This window comes from Paenibacillus shunpengii (assembly GCF_042684905.1).
GTDB classification, from domain to species: Bacteria; Bacillota; Bacilli; order Paenibacillales; family Paenibacillaceae; genus Paenibacillus; species Paenibacillus shunpengii.
Map to the genome: position 1 here is coordinate 1,133,937 of NZ_JBHUMJ010000002.1, position 16,504 is coordinate 1,150,440.

The 16,504-nt window shown below is 45.2% G+C and carries 15 protein-coding genes, 2 tRNA genes and 1 pseudogene; 13 read left to right on the forward strand and 5 right to left on the reverse strand.

Annotation, left to right across the window (positions count from 1 at the left end):
- Positions 1–9 precede the first annotated feature (9 nt).
- The 4 genes from mutM to ACFSVM_RS05360 all read left to right on the forward strand — a co-directional run bounded on the left by mutM (position 10) and on the right by ACFSVM_RS05360 (position 2,863).
- Positions 10–840, forward strand: a complete 831-nt coding sequence (mutM, locus tag ACFSVM_RS05345; RefSeq protein ID WP_090723272.1) for a DNA-formamidopyrimidine glycosylase — start codon at positions 10–12, stop codon at positions 838–840.
- A 172-nt stretch (positions 841–1,012) separates the two neighbouring features.
- Positions 1,013–1,696, forward strand: a complete 684-nt coding sequence (gene ytaF, locus ACFSVM_RS05350; RefSeq protein WP_076312534.1) for a sporulation membrane protein YtaF — start codon at positions 1,013–1,015, stop codon at positions 1,694–1,696.
- Positions 1,697–1,706: 10 nt separating this feature from the next.
- Positions 1,707–2,303: a dephospho-CoA kinase gene (gene coaE / locus ACFSVM_RS05355; RefSeq protein WP_090723270.1), complete on the forward strand. Its 597-nt coding sequence runs from the start codon at positions 1,707–1,709 to the stop codon at positions 2,301–2,303.
- Positions 2,300–2,863, forward strand: a complete 564-nt coding sequence (locus ACFSVM_RS05360; RefSeq protein WP_076311397.1) for a lytic transglycosylase domain-containing protein — start codon at positions 2,300–2,302, stop codon at positions 2,861–2,863. Before coaE ends, ACFSVM_RS05360 begins: the two co-directional genes overlap by 4 nt.
- A gap of 80 nt (positions 2,864–2,943) precedes the next feature.
- Here the strand turns inward: ACFSVM_RS05360 and ACFSVM_RS05365 are convergent, their stop codons facing one another.
- A complete protein-coding gene (locus ACFSVM_RS05365) occupies positions 2,944–3,162 on the reverse strand; it encodes an alpha/beta-type small acid-soluble spore protein (protein WP_047909902.1) in 219 nt (72 codons plus the stop codon).
- A 115-nt stretch (positions 3,163–3,277) separates the two neighbouring features.
- On the opposite strand from ACFSVM_RS05365, the gene nrdR reads away from it, so the two are divergent.
- Positions 3,278–3,745 carry a transcriptional regulator NrdR gene (nrdR, locus tag ACFSVM_RS05370; protein WP_047909901.1) on the forward strand — a complete coding sequence of 156 codons (468 nt, stop codon included), beginning with the start codon at positions 3,278–3,280 and terminating at the stop codon, positions 3,743–3,745.
- Between the two features lie 153 nt (positions 3,746–3,898).
- On the opposite strand, the gene ACFSVM_RS05375 is transcribed toward nrdR, so the two are convergent.
- Positions 3,899–4,624 carry a cupin domain-containing protein gene (locus ACFSVM_RS05375; RefSeq protein ID WP_090723268.1) on the reverse strand — a complete coding sequence of 242 codons (726 nt, stop codon included), beginning with the start codon at positions 4,622–4,624 and terminating at the stop codon, positions 3,899–3,901.
- 196 nt (positions 4,625–4,820) lie between these two features.
- Here ACFSVM_RS05375 and ACFSVM_RS05380 point away from each other — a divergent pair, with 196 nt between their 5' ends.
- Together ACFSVM_RS05380 and ACFSVM_RS05385 are read left to right on the forward strand one after the other, a co-directional pair.
- Positions 4,821–5,246: a VOC family protein gene (locus tag ACFSVM_RS05380; protein WP_076311395.1), complete on the forward strand. Its 426-nt coding sequence runs from the start codon at positions 4,821–4,823 to the stop codon at positions 5,244–5,246.
- A 118-nt stretch (positions 5,247–5,364) separates the two neighbouring features.
- A tRNA-Ala gene (locus ACFSVM_RS05385) sits at positions 5,365–5,437 on the forward strand.
- A gap of 161 nt (positions 5,438–5,598) precedes the next feature.
- Here ACFSVM_RS05385 and ACFSVM_RS05390 read toward each other — a convergent pair.
- Complete coding sequence (locus ACFSVM_RS05390) at positions 5,599–6,138, reverse strand: NAD(P)H oxidoreductase (RefSeq protein ID WP_379260787.1); 540 nt, start codon at positions 6,136–6,138, stop codon at positions 5,599–5,601.
- Between the two features lie 168 nt (positions 6,139–6,306).
- Between ACFSVM_RS05390 and ACFSVM_RS05395 the strand changes: the two are divergent.
- The 4 genes and pseudogenes from ACFSVM_RS05395 (at position 6,307) to ACFSVM_RS05410 (ending at position 9,630) form a co-directional block, all read left to right on the forward strand.
- Positions 6,307–6,675, forward strand: a pseudogene (locus ACFSVM_RS05395) (winged helix-turn-helix transcriptional regulator).
- Positions 6,672–7,652: a glycerophosphodiester phosphodiesterase family protein gene (locus ACFSVM_RS05400; protein ID WP_379262883.1), complete on the forward strand. Its 981-nt coding sequence runs from the start codon at positions 6,672–6,674 to the stop codon at positions 7,650–7,652. The pseudogene ACFSVM_RS05395 and the gene ACFSVM_RS05400 overlap by 4 nt, the downstream one beginning before the upstream one ends.
- Positions 7,653–7,747: 95 nt before the next feature.
- Positions 7,748–7,820 (forward strand) — tRNA-Lys (locus ACFSVM_RS05405).
- 298 nt (positions 7,821–8,118) lie between these two features.
- Complete coding sequence (locus ACFSVM_RS05410) at positions 8,119–9,630, forward strand: FAD-dependent monooxygenase (protein ID WP_090723260.1); 1,512 nt, start codon at positions 8,119–8,121, stop codon at positions 9,628–9,630.
- 24 nt (positions 9,631–9,654) lie between these two features.
- On the opposite strand, the gene ACFSVM_RS05415 is transcribed toward ACFSVM_RS05410, so the two are convergent.
- On the reverse strand, positions 9,655–10,767 hold the full coding sequence (locus ACFSVM_RS05415) for a TIGR03943 family putative permease subunit (protein WP_379260790.1): 1,113 nt from the start codon (positions 10,765–10,767) through the stop codon (positions 9,655–9,657).
- Between the two features lie 18 nt (positions 10,768–10,785).
- On the reverse strand, positions 10,786–11,802 hold the full coding sequence (locus ACFSVM_RS05420) for a permease (RefSeq protein ID WP_076311390.1): 1,017 nt from the start codon (positions 11,800–11,802) through the stop codon (positions 10,786–10,788).
- Positions 11,803–11,992: 190 nt separating this feature from the next.
- Here ACFSVM_RS05420 and ACFSVM_RS05425 point away from each other — a divergent pair, with 190 nt between their 5' ends.
- Together ACFSVM_RS05425 and ACFSVM_RS05430 are read left to right on the forward strand one after the other, a co-directional pair.
- On the forward strand, positions 11,993–12,514 hold the full coding sequence (locus ACFSVM_RS05425; protein WP_076311389.1) for a VanZ family protein: 522 nt from the start codon (positions 11,993–11,995) through the stop codon (positions 12,512–12,514).
- Positions 12,515–12,717: 203 nt separating this feature from the next.
- Positions 12,718–16,452, forward strand: coding sequence for an alpha-L-arabinofuranosidase C-terminal domain-containing protein (locus ACFSVM_RS05430; protein WP_379260793.1), 3,735 nt, complete (start codon positions 12,718–12,720; stop codon positions 16,450–16,452).
- Positions 16,453–16,504: the final 52 nt, after the last annotated feature.

Consider the following 16,504-nt stretch of genomic DNA (forward strand, 5'->3'; position numbering starts at 1 on the left):
GAAGACATCATGCCGGAACTTCCGGAAGTAGAAACCGTCAGAAGAACATTAAATACACTCATTGTCGGAAAGTATATAGATCGCGTTACCGTACATCTGCCGCGTATTATTCAGCGGCCGGATGACATTGAAGCTTTTGCCATGGAGCTAGCAGGCCACACGATTCAAGGGGTAGAGCGCAGAGGCAAATTCTTGCGTATTATGCTTGACGGCCTCGTGCTTGTTTCTCATTTGCGAATGGAGGGCCGTTATGGATTGTATCAAGAGGGTGATCCGCTTGAGAAGCATACCCATGTTGTGTTCCACTTCTCAGATGGGACAGAGCTGCGTTACAAGGATGTAAGACAGTTTGGCACCATGCATCTGTTCAAGATCGGCGAGGACTTGGCGAATAAACCACTTATGAAGCTTGGTCTGGAGCCGCTTGATGAGGCTTTTACACTTGAGTCTTTTATCAAGGTCATCGGAGCAAGAACGACGAAGATCAAGATTGCGCTGCTTAACCAGGAGTATGTGGTCGGAATTGGAAATATCTATGTAGATGAGGCATTGTTCAGGGCAGGAATACATCCTGAGCAGCCAGCAAATACCCTTCGTGAAGAGCAACTCGCTTTGTTGCATCAGTCCATTATTGATACACTTCTTGAAGCGGTGCAAGCCGGAGGCTCATCCATCAAGTCCTATGTTAACGGACAGGGTGAAATGGGGATGTTCCAGCATCAGCTTAAGATCTATGGAAGAAAAGACGAGCCTTGTACGGAGTGCGGTACGATCATTGTCAAGAGTGTCGTCGGAGGACGCGGTACTCATACCTGTCCTAAGTGTCAGGTTCTTGTTTAGCAAGTCATAGAGAGCAAATGCATGAATAGGCACCCTTTAGACCAGGTTCCCATATACTGCTAGGGCAACGCAGTTAAGGCAAACATTCGCTACCTTTAAATTAGAAAGAAGGGTAGATGTAACTTGAGCCGGACGGGAGGAATGGAGGGTGCCTCATTTATTAACTCTGCTAATGCTCGCCTTTGCATTAAGCCTTGATGGATTTGGTATAGGTATTACATATGGTCTTCGAAAAATGAAAATACCTTGGCTGTCCATCGTCATTATATCGGTATGCTCGGGTCTTGTGATTGGACTGTCGATGCAGCTCGGTGTGCTGCTGTCGCACCTCGTATCTCCTGATGTTGCTTCATATATAGGGGCTATTATTCTTATAGGCATGGGTGCGTGGTCGCTTATTCAATCACTGAGGGCATCAGCGCAGCCAGGGCAGGAGGAGACTGTAAACGGCGCGCCTGTTACAGAGGAGCAAGAATGGGATGAAGACGAGCAGCATATAATGAAGGAATCGAAGAAGACGGTGTTTTTACTGGAAATCCAGAAGTGGGGCATCGTCATTCAAATCTTAAAGAAACCTTCAGCTGCAGATATGGACGACTCTGGCAGTATTTCGGGATATGAAGCGATGTGGTTAGGTATTGCCCTGTCACTAGATGCATTTGGAGCAGGGCTTGGAGCAGCCTTGCTTGGACTGCCGCCCCTGCTGACATCTGTGATGATCGCACTTTTCAGTGGTACATTTCTTGTGTTAGGGTTAAGAGCAGGCTTTCGGTTTGCAAGTGCAAGCTGGATTCGTTCATTCACTGCTCTCCCGGCCGTGATGTTGATTATTATGGGTCTATTGAAGCTGATTTGAGGTGAAACACATGAATATAGGACTTACAGGCGGGATTGCTACGGGTAAGAGCAGTGTTTCCAGGTATCTTGTGAGCCTCGGAGCCATTCTTATTGATGCCGATCAAATTGCCCGGGAAGTGATGCTTCCCGGGCACCCCGTGCTCGCTGCTGTGATTGAAAGATTTGGACAAGCTGTTCTGAATGAGGATGGAACGCTGCATCGAAAAAAACTGGGAGAAATCGTATTTGGGAATTCTGCCGAATTAAAGGCACTCAATGACATTACGCATCCTGCCATTCGGCTAGAGATGCAGGAACGTATGCGGATGTTTGAGCAGGAACAGCCTGATAAGCTGGTTGTTTCCGATATCCCATTACTCTATGAGTCTGGACTGTCAGAGCAATTTGAGCAGGTGATGGTGGTCTATGTACCCGCTGAAATTCAGCTGAAGCGACTGATGGAAAGGGATGGAATCAGCGAAGCGGATGCTCTGAGCCGATTGAATGCACAGATGGATATCGAGGAGAAGAAGCGAAGAGCCGATATTGTGATCGACAACAGCGGAACGATGGAAGAAACGAAGGCGCAAATAATCAAGTTTTGGCATGACAAAGGCTTGTCATGAAGCTACTACGCAAAAAAAGAAGCCTGCTCGTCCTTTTTATTGCCTTTGTACTCCTGCTATTTTTAAATACGAACTGGATGTCATGGTTCTATCCTATCCATTATAAAGAACAAATTCGCACCCATTCAGCGAACTATGAGGTGGATCCATTTTTGGTCGCTTCCATCATTCGAGTAGAATCCAACTACAAGCTGAGCAGGGAGTCCAAAAAAGGTGCGATCGGCTTAATGCAGCTCATGCCCGACACAGCTAATTGGATTCTGGAAACAGCAAGGCTGGACAATGTTACACTCGATGAGCTGAAGCATGAACCGGATGCCAACATCCAGATGGGAACCTGGTATCTTGATTATCTGTCAGACCATTTCGAAGGCAATCCCATCGCAGCGATTGCTGCATACAATGCGGGCCAAGGGAATGTAGGAAGCTGGATCAAGGAAGGCAAATGGGACGGTCATCTGGACACCATTGGGGAAATTCCGATCGGTGAGACGAGACACTATGTTCAGCGGGTCGTTTATTATTATAATCAGTATAAGGACATTTATAAGGAATTTTAAATTCCATTGTGAATAGCAAAAGAAGCATTGGACAGGCTTAATCTGATTAAGCCGCGCCCAATACTTCTAATGAAATCTAATTAGTGAAATTGTCCAGCTAGTTGTTGTTCACCGATTGTTACAAGACGTTTAGTGATGTAACCACCGATAGAACCGTTCTCATAAGATGTCATGTTACCTTGGTAACCATCTTGTGGGATGCTGATTCCAAGCTCTTGAGCAACCTCGTACTTCATTTGTTCGAGAGCTCCGTGTGCTTTAGATACTACCAGGTTGTTGGAGTTATTACCTTGTGCCATTGCTTTCACCTCCTTGCGGGTTGGTAAAAGTATTATGTCTCGCAACTCGAATTTTCATAACATTTTATTTTAAAAAATGATTGGTAACTATATACAATTAAGGAGGTGAGTGAGCTTGAAGTGTCCGTACTGTACATATAGCGGTACCAAGGTGCTTGATTCTCGCCCAGCCAATGAGAACAAATCCATACGCCGGCGCAGAGAATGCGAGAAGTGTAATCGAAGATTTACAACCTTTGAAACGATTGAAGAGACACCTTTGATCGTAATCAAGAAGGATGGAAGCAGAGAGGAATTCAGCAGAGAGAAATTGCTGCGAGGATTGATTCGTGCCTGTGAGAAGAGACCTGTTTCCGTGGAGCAGCTTGATTCGATTGTGTCAGAAGTAGAGAAGTCTCTACGTAATACAGCGGTTGCCGAAGTGGAGAGTCGGGAGATCGGGGAGCTCGTCATGGAGCAGCTATATCCTGTGGATGAGGTTGCTTACGTCCGTTTTGCTTCGGTCTATAGACAATTTAAAGACATCAATATGTTTATGAAGGAATTAAAGACGCTGTTGTCTAAGGGTGTAAACGAAGACTAGATCGTAAAGCTATGATAATGAATCAGGTGAAAAATAAGCAACAATTCAAGCAACTAAAATAAAAGCCTTCAGACTCATTATTATGAGCTCCGAAGGCTTTTATTTTAAAGGGATTGATGTAAGTCTTATACAACGTATTTATCAAATTACTTCTTAATAATTTTGACGTTGTCCATTGCCGATGACTTGGCGGGAATAGCCTTCCTTTTTCATATGGCCTTGATAAACGTTAGCGCCTTGCATACTTTGAGGACCTTGCATCATATGACCTTGATATCCTTGCGGAGCCATCATGTGGTTGTTGTAGGAAGTACCCTGAACTCCCGTTTGCGGCTGATGGTACTTGTTGCAGTCTGCAGGAGGGCCAATGACGGTCGTATCCTTGATGGGAGCCAAAGTTTGTTTCAGCATGGCTTCATCCAGACAATAAGTATGGGCAATCGTGTTCGTTGGCGCTAGGCGCAGGAAATCAGATATTCCAATAAATAGCGGTTCCGGCGCATCAAAAATGGCAATGATTTTTGTATTGTCCTGTGATGCGACTTCCCAGTGAATCCATCCTTGAGGCACTAATACCGATTGTCCAGGTTTAGCCGTAAAGTTAAGAACTTCTTTGGTAAAAGGATTAACAAAAGATACAATCGCTTCTCCCGAAACAACATAGACGAGTTCGGAAGCATTCTGATGAACGTGAGGCTCAACGACATTTCCTCTAGTGAGCGTAATATCCAGCAGAGAGGCATTACCCAGTGTATTCAGTTGTGTTCGGCCAAGAACATTAATGTAGTTACCACTGTCTTTGGTAAAGAACCGGTTTTTATTGACATCATCAAAAAATTGCACATCCGGGGAAGTAAAATCCATGTAAGACACTGCCATTGCTATTCATTCCTCCACTTCGATATTATAATCCACGAGTTAAGTTATTCAGCTTAGCATAGGTTGGTGCCTAGAGTTTCAGTTGAGAATTCATTCGTATATATGTGAACACTTCAGCATTCTTATCAACAAGGAGTTTGGGTACTTTAGGAAGAAGTAAAAAAGGCAATGTATACTGTAGAGGAGAGCATTCGTTATGAAACCTTATATAACCGTACTAACGCTTGGAGTGAATGATCTGGAGAGATCGCTTGAATTTTATAGGGACGGACTCGGATTTCCCACTGAGGGGATCATAGGCAAGGAATTTGAACACGGAGCGGTTGCCTTTTTTGAATTGCAAGGTGGGATGAAGCTGGCAATTTGGGATCGAAGGGACCTTTCTTTTGAAGCTAAAGTGCCGCTAGCTCCTCCTAGCTCGACTGAAATGACGATTGGACATAATGTGGGCAGCAAGGATGAGGTGGATTCTATAATGGAGCAGGCACGTCAAGCCGGGGCCACGATCTGTGATCCTGCACATGAAACGTTCTGGGGAGGCTATTCCGGGCACTTCATGGATCCGGATGGTCACTTGTGGGAAGTGGTCTGGAATCCTGCTTGGGATGTAAGAGAGAGTTGATAACGATGAAAATAAAAAGTAGGGTGACATATTGCCTAAATATACCGAGTTATGTTACACTACTTTTTGTGTACAAGATGAATGATTTCATATGTGTCTTGTATGTATTTAATTTGGCGGGGCCTTAGCTCAGCTGGGAGAGCGCATCGCTGGCAGCGATGAGGTCAGGGGTTCGATCCCCCTAGGCTCCATAACCGTAGAAAATCCGCAATCCGATATGGGATTGCGGATTTTTTCCTTTACGCAGTCACAGGGTGACACTCTCGGTGGGTGGGTTCAAGAATTGGACATTCCAAAGGGATTAGAGCGGGCTCGTTCTTGCTTTGTCATAATTCAGTCCTAAATGATAAGCTTACGTAAGCAGTCTCTCTTGGGTTTCCGAGTTAGAATCCAAGGTATTATATAGAATTTCAACCCTGCTATTTAAAATTCCACAGTAACCAGCTATTGCGATGTTCAGTTGCTGGTTCATCATTTTCTCGTATTGTCTCTTCTCCATTCCTTCCTTCGAATCTGCTGCTAGACCAAGCCAGAGTACTTGTTTATGATGGAGTTTATTTGAACCGTATGCAAAACCATTGTTCCAGACCCGATCAATATATCCTTTGAGCATAGCCGGTAAACTATACCACCAAACTGGGAAGATGTATGCGAGAGCATCATGGTTCTTCATACGTTCCATTTCTGTTTCTACTTCAGGCGAATACACCTTATGATCAGACGACCAATCTGGCTCATCTGCTTCTCCAAGTACGGGATTAAATCCGCTGCGATGCAGATCCAGCACTTCCGTTTCGTGACCTCCATCTATGAGACCTTGCGTGAATTTATGAGCAACAGAAAAGGTTAAGGAATCCACCCTTGGGTGGGATACAACGATCAATACTTTCACGATTTGTCACCTTCCATTCTATGTTTATTACACTCTCCTATGATAATATTTTAATTATGCAGTACGATGTAAAATAGAGGAATAACGCACTTTTTTGTTTTTATAGAACCATTAGGTGCTATAGGCACTGAAAGGTAACTACTATATTGTATTAAAGGACTGTGGATAATGAAGAAGCAATCGACTCAAGTCCATAATATCCCTGCAGAAGCGACCTTGGAGGTCATTGGAGGGAAATGGAAGCTGTTGATCTTATGTTATTTTAATTGCGGATCAATGAGATCGAGCGAGTTTAGGAAGGAAATCCCAGATATATCTCAAAAAATTTTAACCTAGGTGCTTCGAGAACTGGAGGATGACGGAATCATTACTCGGACGATATATAATCAAGTACCGCCGAAAGTTGTCTACGAAATGAGTGAATTAGGGAAATCATTGAAGTCAATATTAGACCAACTGGGTGAGTGGGGCGAGCACTATATTAGTGTTCACTTAAACAAGAATCCAAACGGAGATAAGGAGGGGGATCCTGCCTGAATAGATTGAAGAAGATAATAAGAAGCAAAACCTTTATGATCTTAGCCGCACTCGTTATCTTAATTTATTTGAATAATAGTTCCCTGTTCGTAAAACAGGGAAGCGGAGAGCCGATACTTCTAGCACATCGTGGACTTGCACAAACTTTTGCAATGGAAGGCATCGAGAATGATACTTGTACGGCAGAGCGAATTCATCAGCCAGAGCATCCATACTTGGAGAATACGATCGAATCCATGAATGCTGCGTTCCAAGCAGGGGCAGATATCGTTGAATTTGACGTGCACATCACTAAGGATGATCAATTCGCAGTATTTCATGACTGGACGATAGGCTGCCGAACGGATGGGGAGGGAGTTACCCGAGATTATACAATGGCTGAATTAAAGAAGCTCGATATTGGGTATGGTTATACTGCTGACGGAGGACAGACGTACCCTTTTCGGGGAAAGGGAATAGGTCAGATGCCATCAATGACAGAAGTGTTAGAGCAATTTCCGGATAAAGCGTTATTAATTAATGTCAAAAGCAGTGATCCGGCAGAAGGAGAGCTTCTGGCAGCGTATTTATCCAAGCTTCCTAAGCAGCAGCAAAACCTGCTTGCGGTTTACGGAGGTGACGAGCCCATTGCCGCATTGAAGGAAAGGTTACCTGAGCTTCGGGTGATGTCGAAGGACACGATGAAAAGTTGTCTGCTGTCTTATTTGTCTGTTGGCTGGACCGGTTACATGCCTGCCGCCTGCGAGCATACTCAGCTCCATATTCCGAATAAGATTGCACCTCTGCTGTGGGGGTGGCCTGACAAATTTCTGAGCCGGATGGAACAAGCGGATACACGGATTATGATCGTCGCGGGAGATGGAAGTGACTTTTCGGGAGGATTTGATACACTAGAGGATATTAAAAAACTTCCGGATCATTATACTGGAGGTATATGGACGAACCGTATTGATCGCATTGCTCCACTTTTTAAATAAAAATGCTTGATTATTATTTATTATCTGTTATAATAGATTTTACTGAGTTGTTAACATTCATGAATGTAACAACTGCCTTAGCGGCATGAGCTTACGGACTCTTAGCTCAGTTGGTAGAGCAGTTGACTCTTAATCAATTGGTCCAGGGTTCGAGTCCCTGAGAGTCCATATATCTGACTAAACCCTTACGTCGAGTAAGGGTTTTTTTATGTTTTATACTAGATAATCAAATGGTGTTTGAGTATCTTTAGTTTTCTGCGCGTGCGTTTATATGTTGCTCTTACACCAATTCTCGTATCCCAATAGTCATTGCGGCTGACAGTACATAATGGGATGCTCAGGTCATATATATTGCTTAGCAGTGATGGCGTAAGGTTATAATAAAGCAAACTTATCATTCGTAATGTGTAAATATGAATTAATCTTTTCCCTTATTTCAGGATGAAGTGCAGGAGGAATAAGACATATGAACCCTCAAGTATTGATTGTCGGCGCCGGTCCAACCGGCTTAGTGATGGCATTGGCATTGCAGAAGCAGGGAATCCCGTTTCGAATTGTTGACAAAAACAGTGGAACGGGGGAAGCCTCTAGAGCGATTGTCGTCCATGCGCGAACACTGGAATATTACCAGCAGCTTGGACTTGCAGATGAATTGGCACAGCGGGGAATTCCCATCCAGGAACTACAAATTCGTAAAGATGGGGAGCTTAAAGCGAGCATGAAATTGGGGAATATTGGCCTTGGGATCAGTCCTTATCCTTATGTACTCAGCCTTCCTCAGGATGAGCATGAGGCCATTCTGGAAAGTGCGCTGAAGGAGCGAGGAGACCGTGTGGAGTGGAATACGGAATTAGTTTCTTTCAGAGAAGAGGGAGAAGGGGTTCGTGCGGTTCTCGAGAAGCAAGGAGTGCGCGAGGAGACCGTATTTCAATATATTTGTGGCTGTGACGGGGCTCATAGTACCGTTCGTAAAGGACTGGGGCTTTCCTTTGCCGGCGGAACCTATGAACAAATGTTTTATGTTGCGGATGTGAAGAGCGCTGTCCCGATCCAGGGTCTGCATATAAGCTTTAACGATGACGGATTCTGCCTTACGGCACCGGTGCGCACAACCGGCTATGTCAGGTTAATCGGTATTATACCGAAAGCGGTACTGGAGCAGGGTCTCCCGGATGATTTTAATGTCATTGCCCCCTATGCGTCACCAAATACGGAAGCAGATATTCAAGAGGTGAACTGGTTCTCTACCTTCAAGGTTCATCACCGGGTCAGTGAGCGTTTCCGAAAAGGGCGTATTTTTATTGCAGGTGATGCAGGCCATGTCCATAGTCCCGCTGGAGGACAAGGGATGAATACAGGCATTGGGGATGCGATGAACCTGGCCTGGAAGCTCGCCGCTGTTCTTCAAGGAGAAGCAGACGAGCAAATTTTGGATTCCTATGAAACAGAAAGAATCGGTTTTGCGAAGACCCTTGTAGCAACGACAGACCGCGCTTTTCAGATTATGGTGGGCAAAGGGATAAACTCCAAATTAGCCATGGAAGTCATTATTCCGTATTTTGTACCTGTTCTGTTCCATCTCCCGCCGGCCCGGAGAAAAGCATTTGAAATCCTGTCCCAAACGAAGATTCATTATCCGGACAGCCTCCTGAGTGAAGGCAAAGCCGGCCATCTGCAGGCAGGTGACCGTTTGCCATGGGTACAGATGTCAGAAGATAATTTTAAGCCGTTACAATGCATGGAGTGGCAGCTTCATGTCTATGGTCAAGCAAATCCGCAATTAACCCTGTTTGCTGAAGATAACTCCATTCCATTACATGAGTTTAATAACATCGTGGCTATTAAAAAAGCAGGCATTCCTCTGGGCTCCCTATTTCTCGTCCGGCCGGACGGATATATCGGCTTTGCACAAGCGGAGCAAAATGTGGAACAGCTTGTCGCCTATCTCAACAAGATAAAAATAAAGATATCGAACTAACGAAGCACAGCTAAACTACTCGTCTCATAAAATCCTTACACTCAGCGGATAGACATACGGCTGATCGGGGGCTGCGGATTCCTTCCATTCTGTGATGCGTATCATGGGCAGCCTAGTTCCGTTATGCACCGTCGTATCGATGACACCGGTTGCTTCAATCCATGTATCCTCGTCAAGCCGGGCTGCTTGCGGAAATTCAGCCAGAAATCCGATCAGGGCCGCATCTGCAATACAATGGGTTATTAAAAATCTCGAAATAACAAGTTGATTGTCCGAAAGCTCCTCATCTCGAAATACAAAACCGGATAGCTGGATGGATCTGCCCGCGTATTCATCCGGCGTGTTAGCAATACGTTCAAAATATGAGGCGAAAATATGCTCCTCCATTACTATGGATTGTTTGTCCTCCAAATCCGACATCATCTGATTAAACTCATCCCTCGATACGGTGTTCTCCATTACGCCTTCGTCCTCTGCATGTTCATCTGTGACTGCCTCTTCATATCCAGGGAGCTCAATAAGATCTGTGGGCTGAGTATTCAGGGCAAGCTCTCCATTTGACGCTGTGGATTGAGTTGTTTCTGTTGCTTCGGAATTCTGCTGTGAGCCGGTTAACAGCATCAAGCCGCCTTTCTTATCTGCAATGGAAGCATTCAGAACTTGGGGAGGCACAAGAAATCCTGCAGCCAGCGGGAAGATAATAATGGCATAGGTGATGAGTTTCTTATAATTGAGCTTTCCATCTCCATGATCGTGATGACAGTGGTCATCTCCGCAATGGTGAGGTGCATGCCGCTGCATTGAATCGTCTTGATTTTCGATAGAAGGGTGATGAAGGTGCTCATGATGTTCATGCTCATGATGTACATGCTCATGATGGTTATGCTCATGATCGATGTGCTCGTGATGGCCATGTTCATGGAGATTGTGCTCATGACTTACCTCGTCCCAGCCTCTTCCGAGCTGAATCAGAAATAGGCATGCAAATAGGACAGCAGCGCTAAGACTGAGCGGCTCATACTTTGGATTAACGAATTTCAATATTTCCCCGGTGAAATGCAGCTGAAACAGCATGATGGAAAACAATAGCAGGATGCCAGCTCGAAAGAGCTGTTGTCCGTTCCATTTGATGTTCATATGCAGGACGTAACCTCCTTATATATAGGGTTGAAGCAGCATGAGTGTAGTAAATATAGTCAGCACGACAAGAGCAAGAAGGCAGACAACAAATCGGGCCCGAAATACGCTAAGCATCATTATGGTGTTCTTCAGGTCCAGCATCGGTCCGAAGATCAGAAATCCGAGAATAGGCGTTGTGCTGAATAAATGACGGAAGGATGAACCGATGAAGGCATCTGCTTCAGAGCATAGCGACAGAACATAGGCTAGTCCCATCATAACAAGGGTAGAAGAAGCCATACCTGTACCTATATCGACAAGGGATTTGGCAGAGACGAAGGTCTGAACCGCTGCCGCGATGAAGGCTCCAATAATGAGAAACTTCCCCATGTCAAAAAATTCGTCAATAGAATGATGAAGCATATGTTTAAAGCGAGCAGTGAAGGAAGGGGAGGTATGCTGCTTGTGAGCATGCTGATGAGCTGTGGATGTGGACGATGAGGAAGCGTTTCTCAATTGAGTTCCTTGAAAAGACATGCTCACAGCAAAAGTAATCAGTAATGCAATCAAGAATCCGATGCCCATACGAAGTCCAGCCATTTGCAGATCGTTGCCAAAAGCCATGTACGTTGAAGCGATGACGATCGGATTAATGAGCGGACCCGTCAGCATAAAACCAACACCCGCATAGAGCGGGACCCCTTTTTGAACAAGCCGTCTTGTAATCGGTACAATGCCGCATTCACAGGCGGGAAAGAGGGCTCCGATAACACAGCTCATGAGGATCGTGGCAGGCTTGCTGCGGGGGAGCCATCTTCGAATATGATCTTCTGTCACAAAGATTTGAATAACCCCAGCGATCAGCACCCCAATGAGTACGAACGGTAATGCCTCAATGAGTATGCTCATGAAAATGGTGTTCAGCTGAAGAAGACTTGATGGAATATGAAGTGCTCCCTGCCACATGGAAACAACAAGAACCAGCAATAATGAGAAACCGAGCAGAAGGATTCCGCTGATTCCTGCATATGAAATACGTGATAGACGGTACATAATTACCTCCCTCTTAAAAATATTGACTCTATTAACTTTTCTATTATTCCACTATATGTTGGTCATACTAGAAGAAGAACTACGAGATTCTCTTAAGAAAGAATTAAGAATTAATTCCCTTGATCTTAAAAAGATTCGTATATTGTGTATTCCATAAGGAATTCACGTGTACAACAAGGGAGTAATGATTATGAAACAAAAAATCCATTTCTATCCAGTACTCATACTAGGTTTGCTGCTGTTCTACTCTTATGTAGTGATCAAGGTCATTTTGTTTAAATTCGGAGCTGTTGATGTCAGTATATTGGGCCAGATGTTATCCAGGGTCATAGAGAATCCCGCTTCGCTGAGTCAAACGATGAGCTATAGATCCAATATGATATTGCTGCATACGATAAAAGACAGCTTGGAACATCCGACAACGCATAATTTAATCAATTTGTTTGGCAATGTTGCGATTTTTATCCCCTTTGGATTTTTGGCTGGAACGATCATCAAACAGCTGAGCTTTGTCCTCGTCATGCTTCTATCCTTCAGCTTTAGCTTGCTGCTCGAATGCGCTCAGATTGTTTTTAGTATGGGGACCTTTGATGTGGATGACCTGCTGCTTAACACCTCTGGGGCGTTTATTGGATATTTACTCTGGAAGCTGTGCAGAGTGTTTATCAAGAAAGAGTCACCATCAGCAGCTTCAAATCAAGTAGTAGAATGATGAATGCAAGAATAAATCCATCTGTCAGAAGAAGTCCCTAGTATAGGGCTTCTTTTTTTGCATATGAGAAAAAAAGCTTTCGTTTTCGTTAAATGTTAGTTATTATATTAATAAGTTAGCATTTATATTACTTTATTGATTGCATATGCATTAAACGACTGCTTTTTTAATTTTCTATTATGACAAGACAGGAGAGCTGCAGCATGATAAAGAACGAGCAACTAATCGCGCATTACAAGTTTGAGGACGAGAGCAATGCAGGCAAGGATGCAACAAATAACGGTAACGACGGTGTGCTTAAAGGGAGCAAGCTTCCTGAAATACATAATGTAGACGGCAGGTCTTCACTAACTTTGGCAGGCGGGAGCAATGGAACATCTTATATGGAGCTCCCATCCAATCTGCTGAAGGGAGTTAGTGATCATACGGGAATTACGGTAGCTGCCTGGATTCATCCTGGCAAAGTTAACAGTGTTTGGGAGCGTATCATCGACTTTGGTGGAGGGGAAGGAAACCCGTATCTGTTCTTGACCCGTAACTTAAGAGGCGTATGCTATGCGGGAGACGAGATCGTTGCAGATCCAGGCAAGATCTTCCCGGCGGGTGAATGGATGCATGTTGCAATTTCTATTCGGGGTACCGAGGGCGGTACACTCAGCAGTGCGGGTCCTGTCGTATATGCTAACGGAGAAGCGATTGGGGATGGGACGATCAGCCAGACCTCCAGTGGAACCTATGCGAAGCTGAGAGCATGGTTTGATACGTTTACAAACGGTACGAATTATGATCGTAACTATATTGGGAAATCCCAGTTTAATGCGGATGCCGATTTTCAGGGGTCTATATCCGATGTGCGCATTTATCAAGCTTCGCTTACTGAGGATGAAGTCATCGAGGTCATGTGCGAATCCCTGTCCGATGAACAGATTATCAAGCTGGCCAAGAGCAAATATTTAAGCGCACCGAACTCTATTATCAAAGCCGATATAGAGCTTCCATCTTCACTTATGGGGGGCAAAGTCCAAGTAGAGTGGAGCTCCAGCGATTCGGAAGCGATTACGAATCAGGGAAAAGTAAACAAGAACATCCAACAGCCTGCTGGTGTTACGCTCACAGCTAAACTTAGCGCTGGCGAGCATGATGCTTCCCAGAGCTATGTCGTTTCTGTGCTGCCTGAAGGTGTCCCGGACCATACGCTGACGATTGAAGGAAATAACGAGGTCGTTGATATTAGTGAGGTCATGTATGGATTGTTCTATGAGGACATCAACAATGCGGCTGATGGAGGGATCTACGCAGAGCTGGTGCAGAACCGCTCCTTTGAAGCGTTTGAATACGACAGCTACTCTCATGTATGCGGCGAATGCGGTGTCTCTACCGGACGGAACCGTGATGCTCTCTTTGCATGGTATGGTGACACAGATAAACTCACGGTTCATAACAGCGGCGGACTTAACGAGCATTTTGATATTCAGGACAAGGATGTTAACAGCTATTATGTGACTGCAGCGGATGGGGCTGTAATATATAATAAAGGGTTTAACGATTTGAACCATAACTGCGCCATGTCTATTAAAAAGGACGCTGAATACCTGTTCTCCCTCTGGGCGAAAGCGGGGCAAACCGGGAGCATTACGCTTCAGCTGCTGGATCAGGATGGAAAGGAACTTAGTGACAAAGTCATTGTTCACGTCGAGGCAGGGGAATGGAAGAAATACGGAGCGGAATCACCAATCGTACTTCGAGGTACGAAGAATGCACTGGGACAGTTATCACTTACTTTCAGCGGAGAGATTTCGATCGATATGGTCTCGTTATTTCCAGCGAATGTATGGGGTGCTGCCGAGGAAGAAAGCTCTGCTACTGCACATTCCAACTATATAGGGAACCCGAATTATCGTTTGCGAAAGGATCTGGTTGAGGCACTGGTCAATCTGCATCCTAAATTCCTGCGTTTCCCGGGTGGTTGTATCTCCGAAGGTTCACACATTTGGGAGAATGTCTACGATTGGAAAGAATCCGTACGTGATGTAGAGCTGCGTAAGGAGAACTATAACGTCTGGGGCTATATGATGACGATGGGTCTTGGCTATATGGAATACTTCCAGCTGGCTGAGGATTTGAATTCCACTCCGCTTCCGGTTATGGCCTGCGGTGTGCTGTGTCAAGCGCGTTCTGATTATGCAAATCCAGCCGGAGGAGCGCTGAGAGACTACTATATCAGCAATTTTACAGATTTGATTGATTTTGCGATCAGCACGGATTATGAGAAGAATGAATGGGCTGCTCTACGTAAAAATATGGGCCATGAAGCGCCGTTCGATCTTCGATATCTGGGTGTAGGGAACGAGAACTGGGGAACAGAATTCTTCGCTAACTTTGAAATTTTCAAAGCGGCGATTGATGAGCATATGCAGCAGTACTATCCGGATCATGAGCTTCACATCATCTCTACCGTTGGGGCACAGGCGGACGATGATGCTTACCAGCAGGGCTGGAAATTCCTAAGCGGAGGACTCGAGGGCTCAGCTCAAGTAAGCTTTACCGATGGCAAGACAAGTATTGAAGAGACCATCACTTGGTATGGCAAGCAGCCGAATTATATGGATACCATCGCGGATGAGCATTACTACCGTTCCAATGAGTATTTACTGGAAAATGCCGACCGTTACAATTACTACTACCGTGCTTATAACGAAGATGGCAGCTTGAACGAGACTGAGACGTCCAAAGTGTTTGTCGGAGAGTATGCCTCCACAGATAAGAATACACTGGCGGGTGCGGTAGCAGAAGCGGCGATTATGACCAGCTTCGAGAATAATGCAGATGTTGTCCGACTTGCGGCGACCGCTCCATTGTTCAATAAAATACGGACAGACAATCTGTATCGCTGGACGCCGGACTGCATTTGGTTTGATGATGAAACGGTCTGGTATACGCCGAACTATTACGTGCAGCAGCTCTTCGCCAAATATATCGGTACCAAAGGGCTGGCCACATCATTCACAACCTATCGAAACGGGGAGGAGACCAAGCTGATTCCGCACGGTGGAATTGAAATCTCAGCTGGAAAAGCAGAGGTTCACGTGAAACGGGTCGTCGTTACTTCAAACACAGACGGCAGCGTTCTGCTGGATCAAGATTTTACGAAGCCGCTGAGCCCAGAATGGCAGGTTATTCCTGGCTCTGCCGGTTATGAGCTTGATTCCGAGGAGGGGCTAGTCCTCCAAGCTCAGCCAAGCGGTCGCAACGGTATCTACCTCATGAATGAGGCTTGGACGAATTATACAGTGGAAGTTACGGCGAAGAAGGCGCCTGGGGATGATGGTTTTTACATTGGAGCAGGACTCACGGATATTACAGCAGAGCATAAGAATGTCATTGAATACGCGATCGGCTATAACGGAAATGCAACCGGCGTCAAAGTGTTTAAGAACGGGGTTGAAGCCTACACGCTGGGTGACTATTCCTCCAGTACTGCAGCAGGTAATTTGCGTGCGGCAAGCTACGAAGAGCTTGCAAATGACACCGAATATACCATTACGGTGAATTATGGGGGCAATGATGGCAAACACCTCATCTGCTTCTACACAGACGGGCATAAGGCGAGCAAAGTGCTGGATTACAAGCTGGAAGCTTATAACCGAGAGGTCTATCATTCGGTGACGAAAGACGAGAAGCATGTCTATGTGAAGCTCGTTAACCCGGACACTTCGGGTAAATCGATCAAGATTGATCTGGACAGCTTGAATACAGCATCCAAAGGTCAGTTAACGGTTCTGACAGGAGATGCGTCTCTCGTTCATGTTCCTAACGTGAACAAGAGAGACGATGAGAAGGTGCAGCCTTATCAAACAGAGGTTGAAGTAGAGCAAGCCTCTGCGGTTATTTCCCTGCCGGCAAACTCTGTCAATGTACTGGTACTAGAACTCATATAATAACGAAGAGGAGGAACCGAATGGTTCGCTCCTCTTTTTTTGGACAGAAACT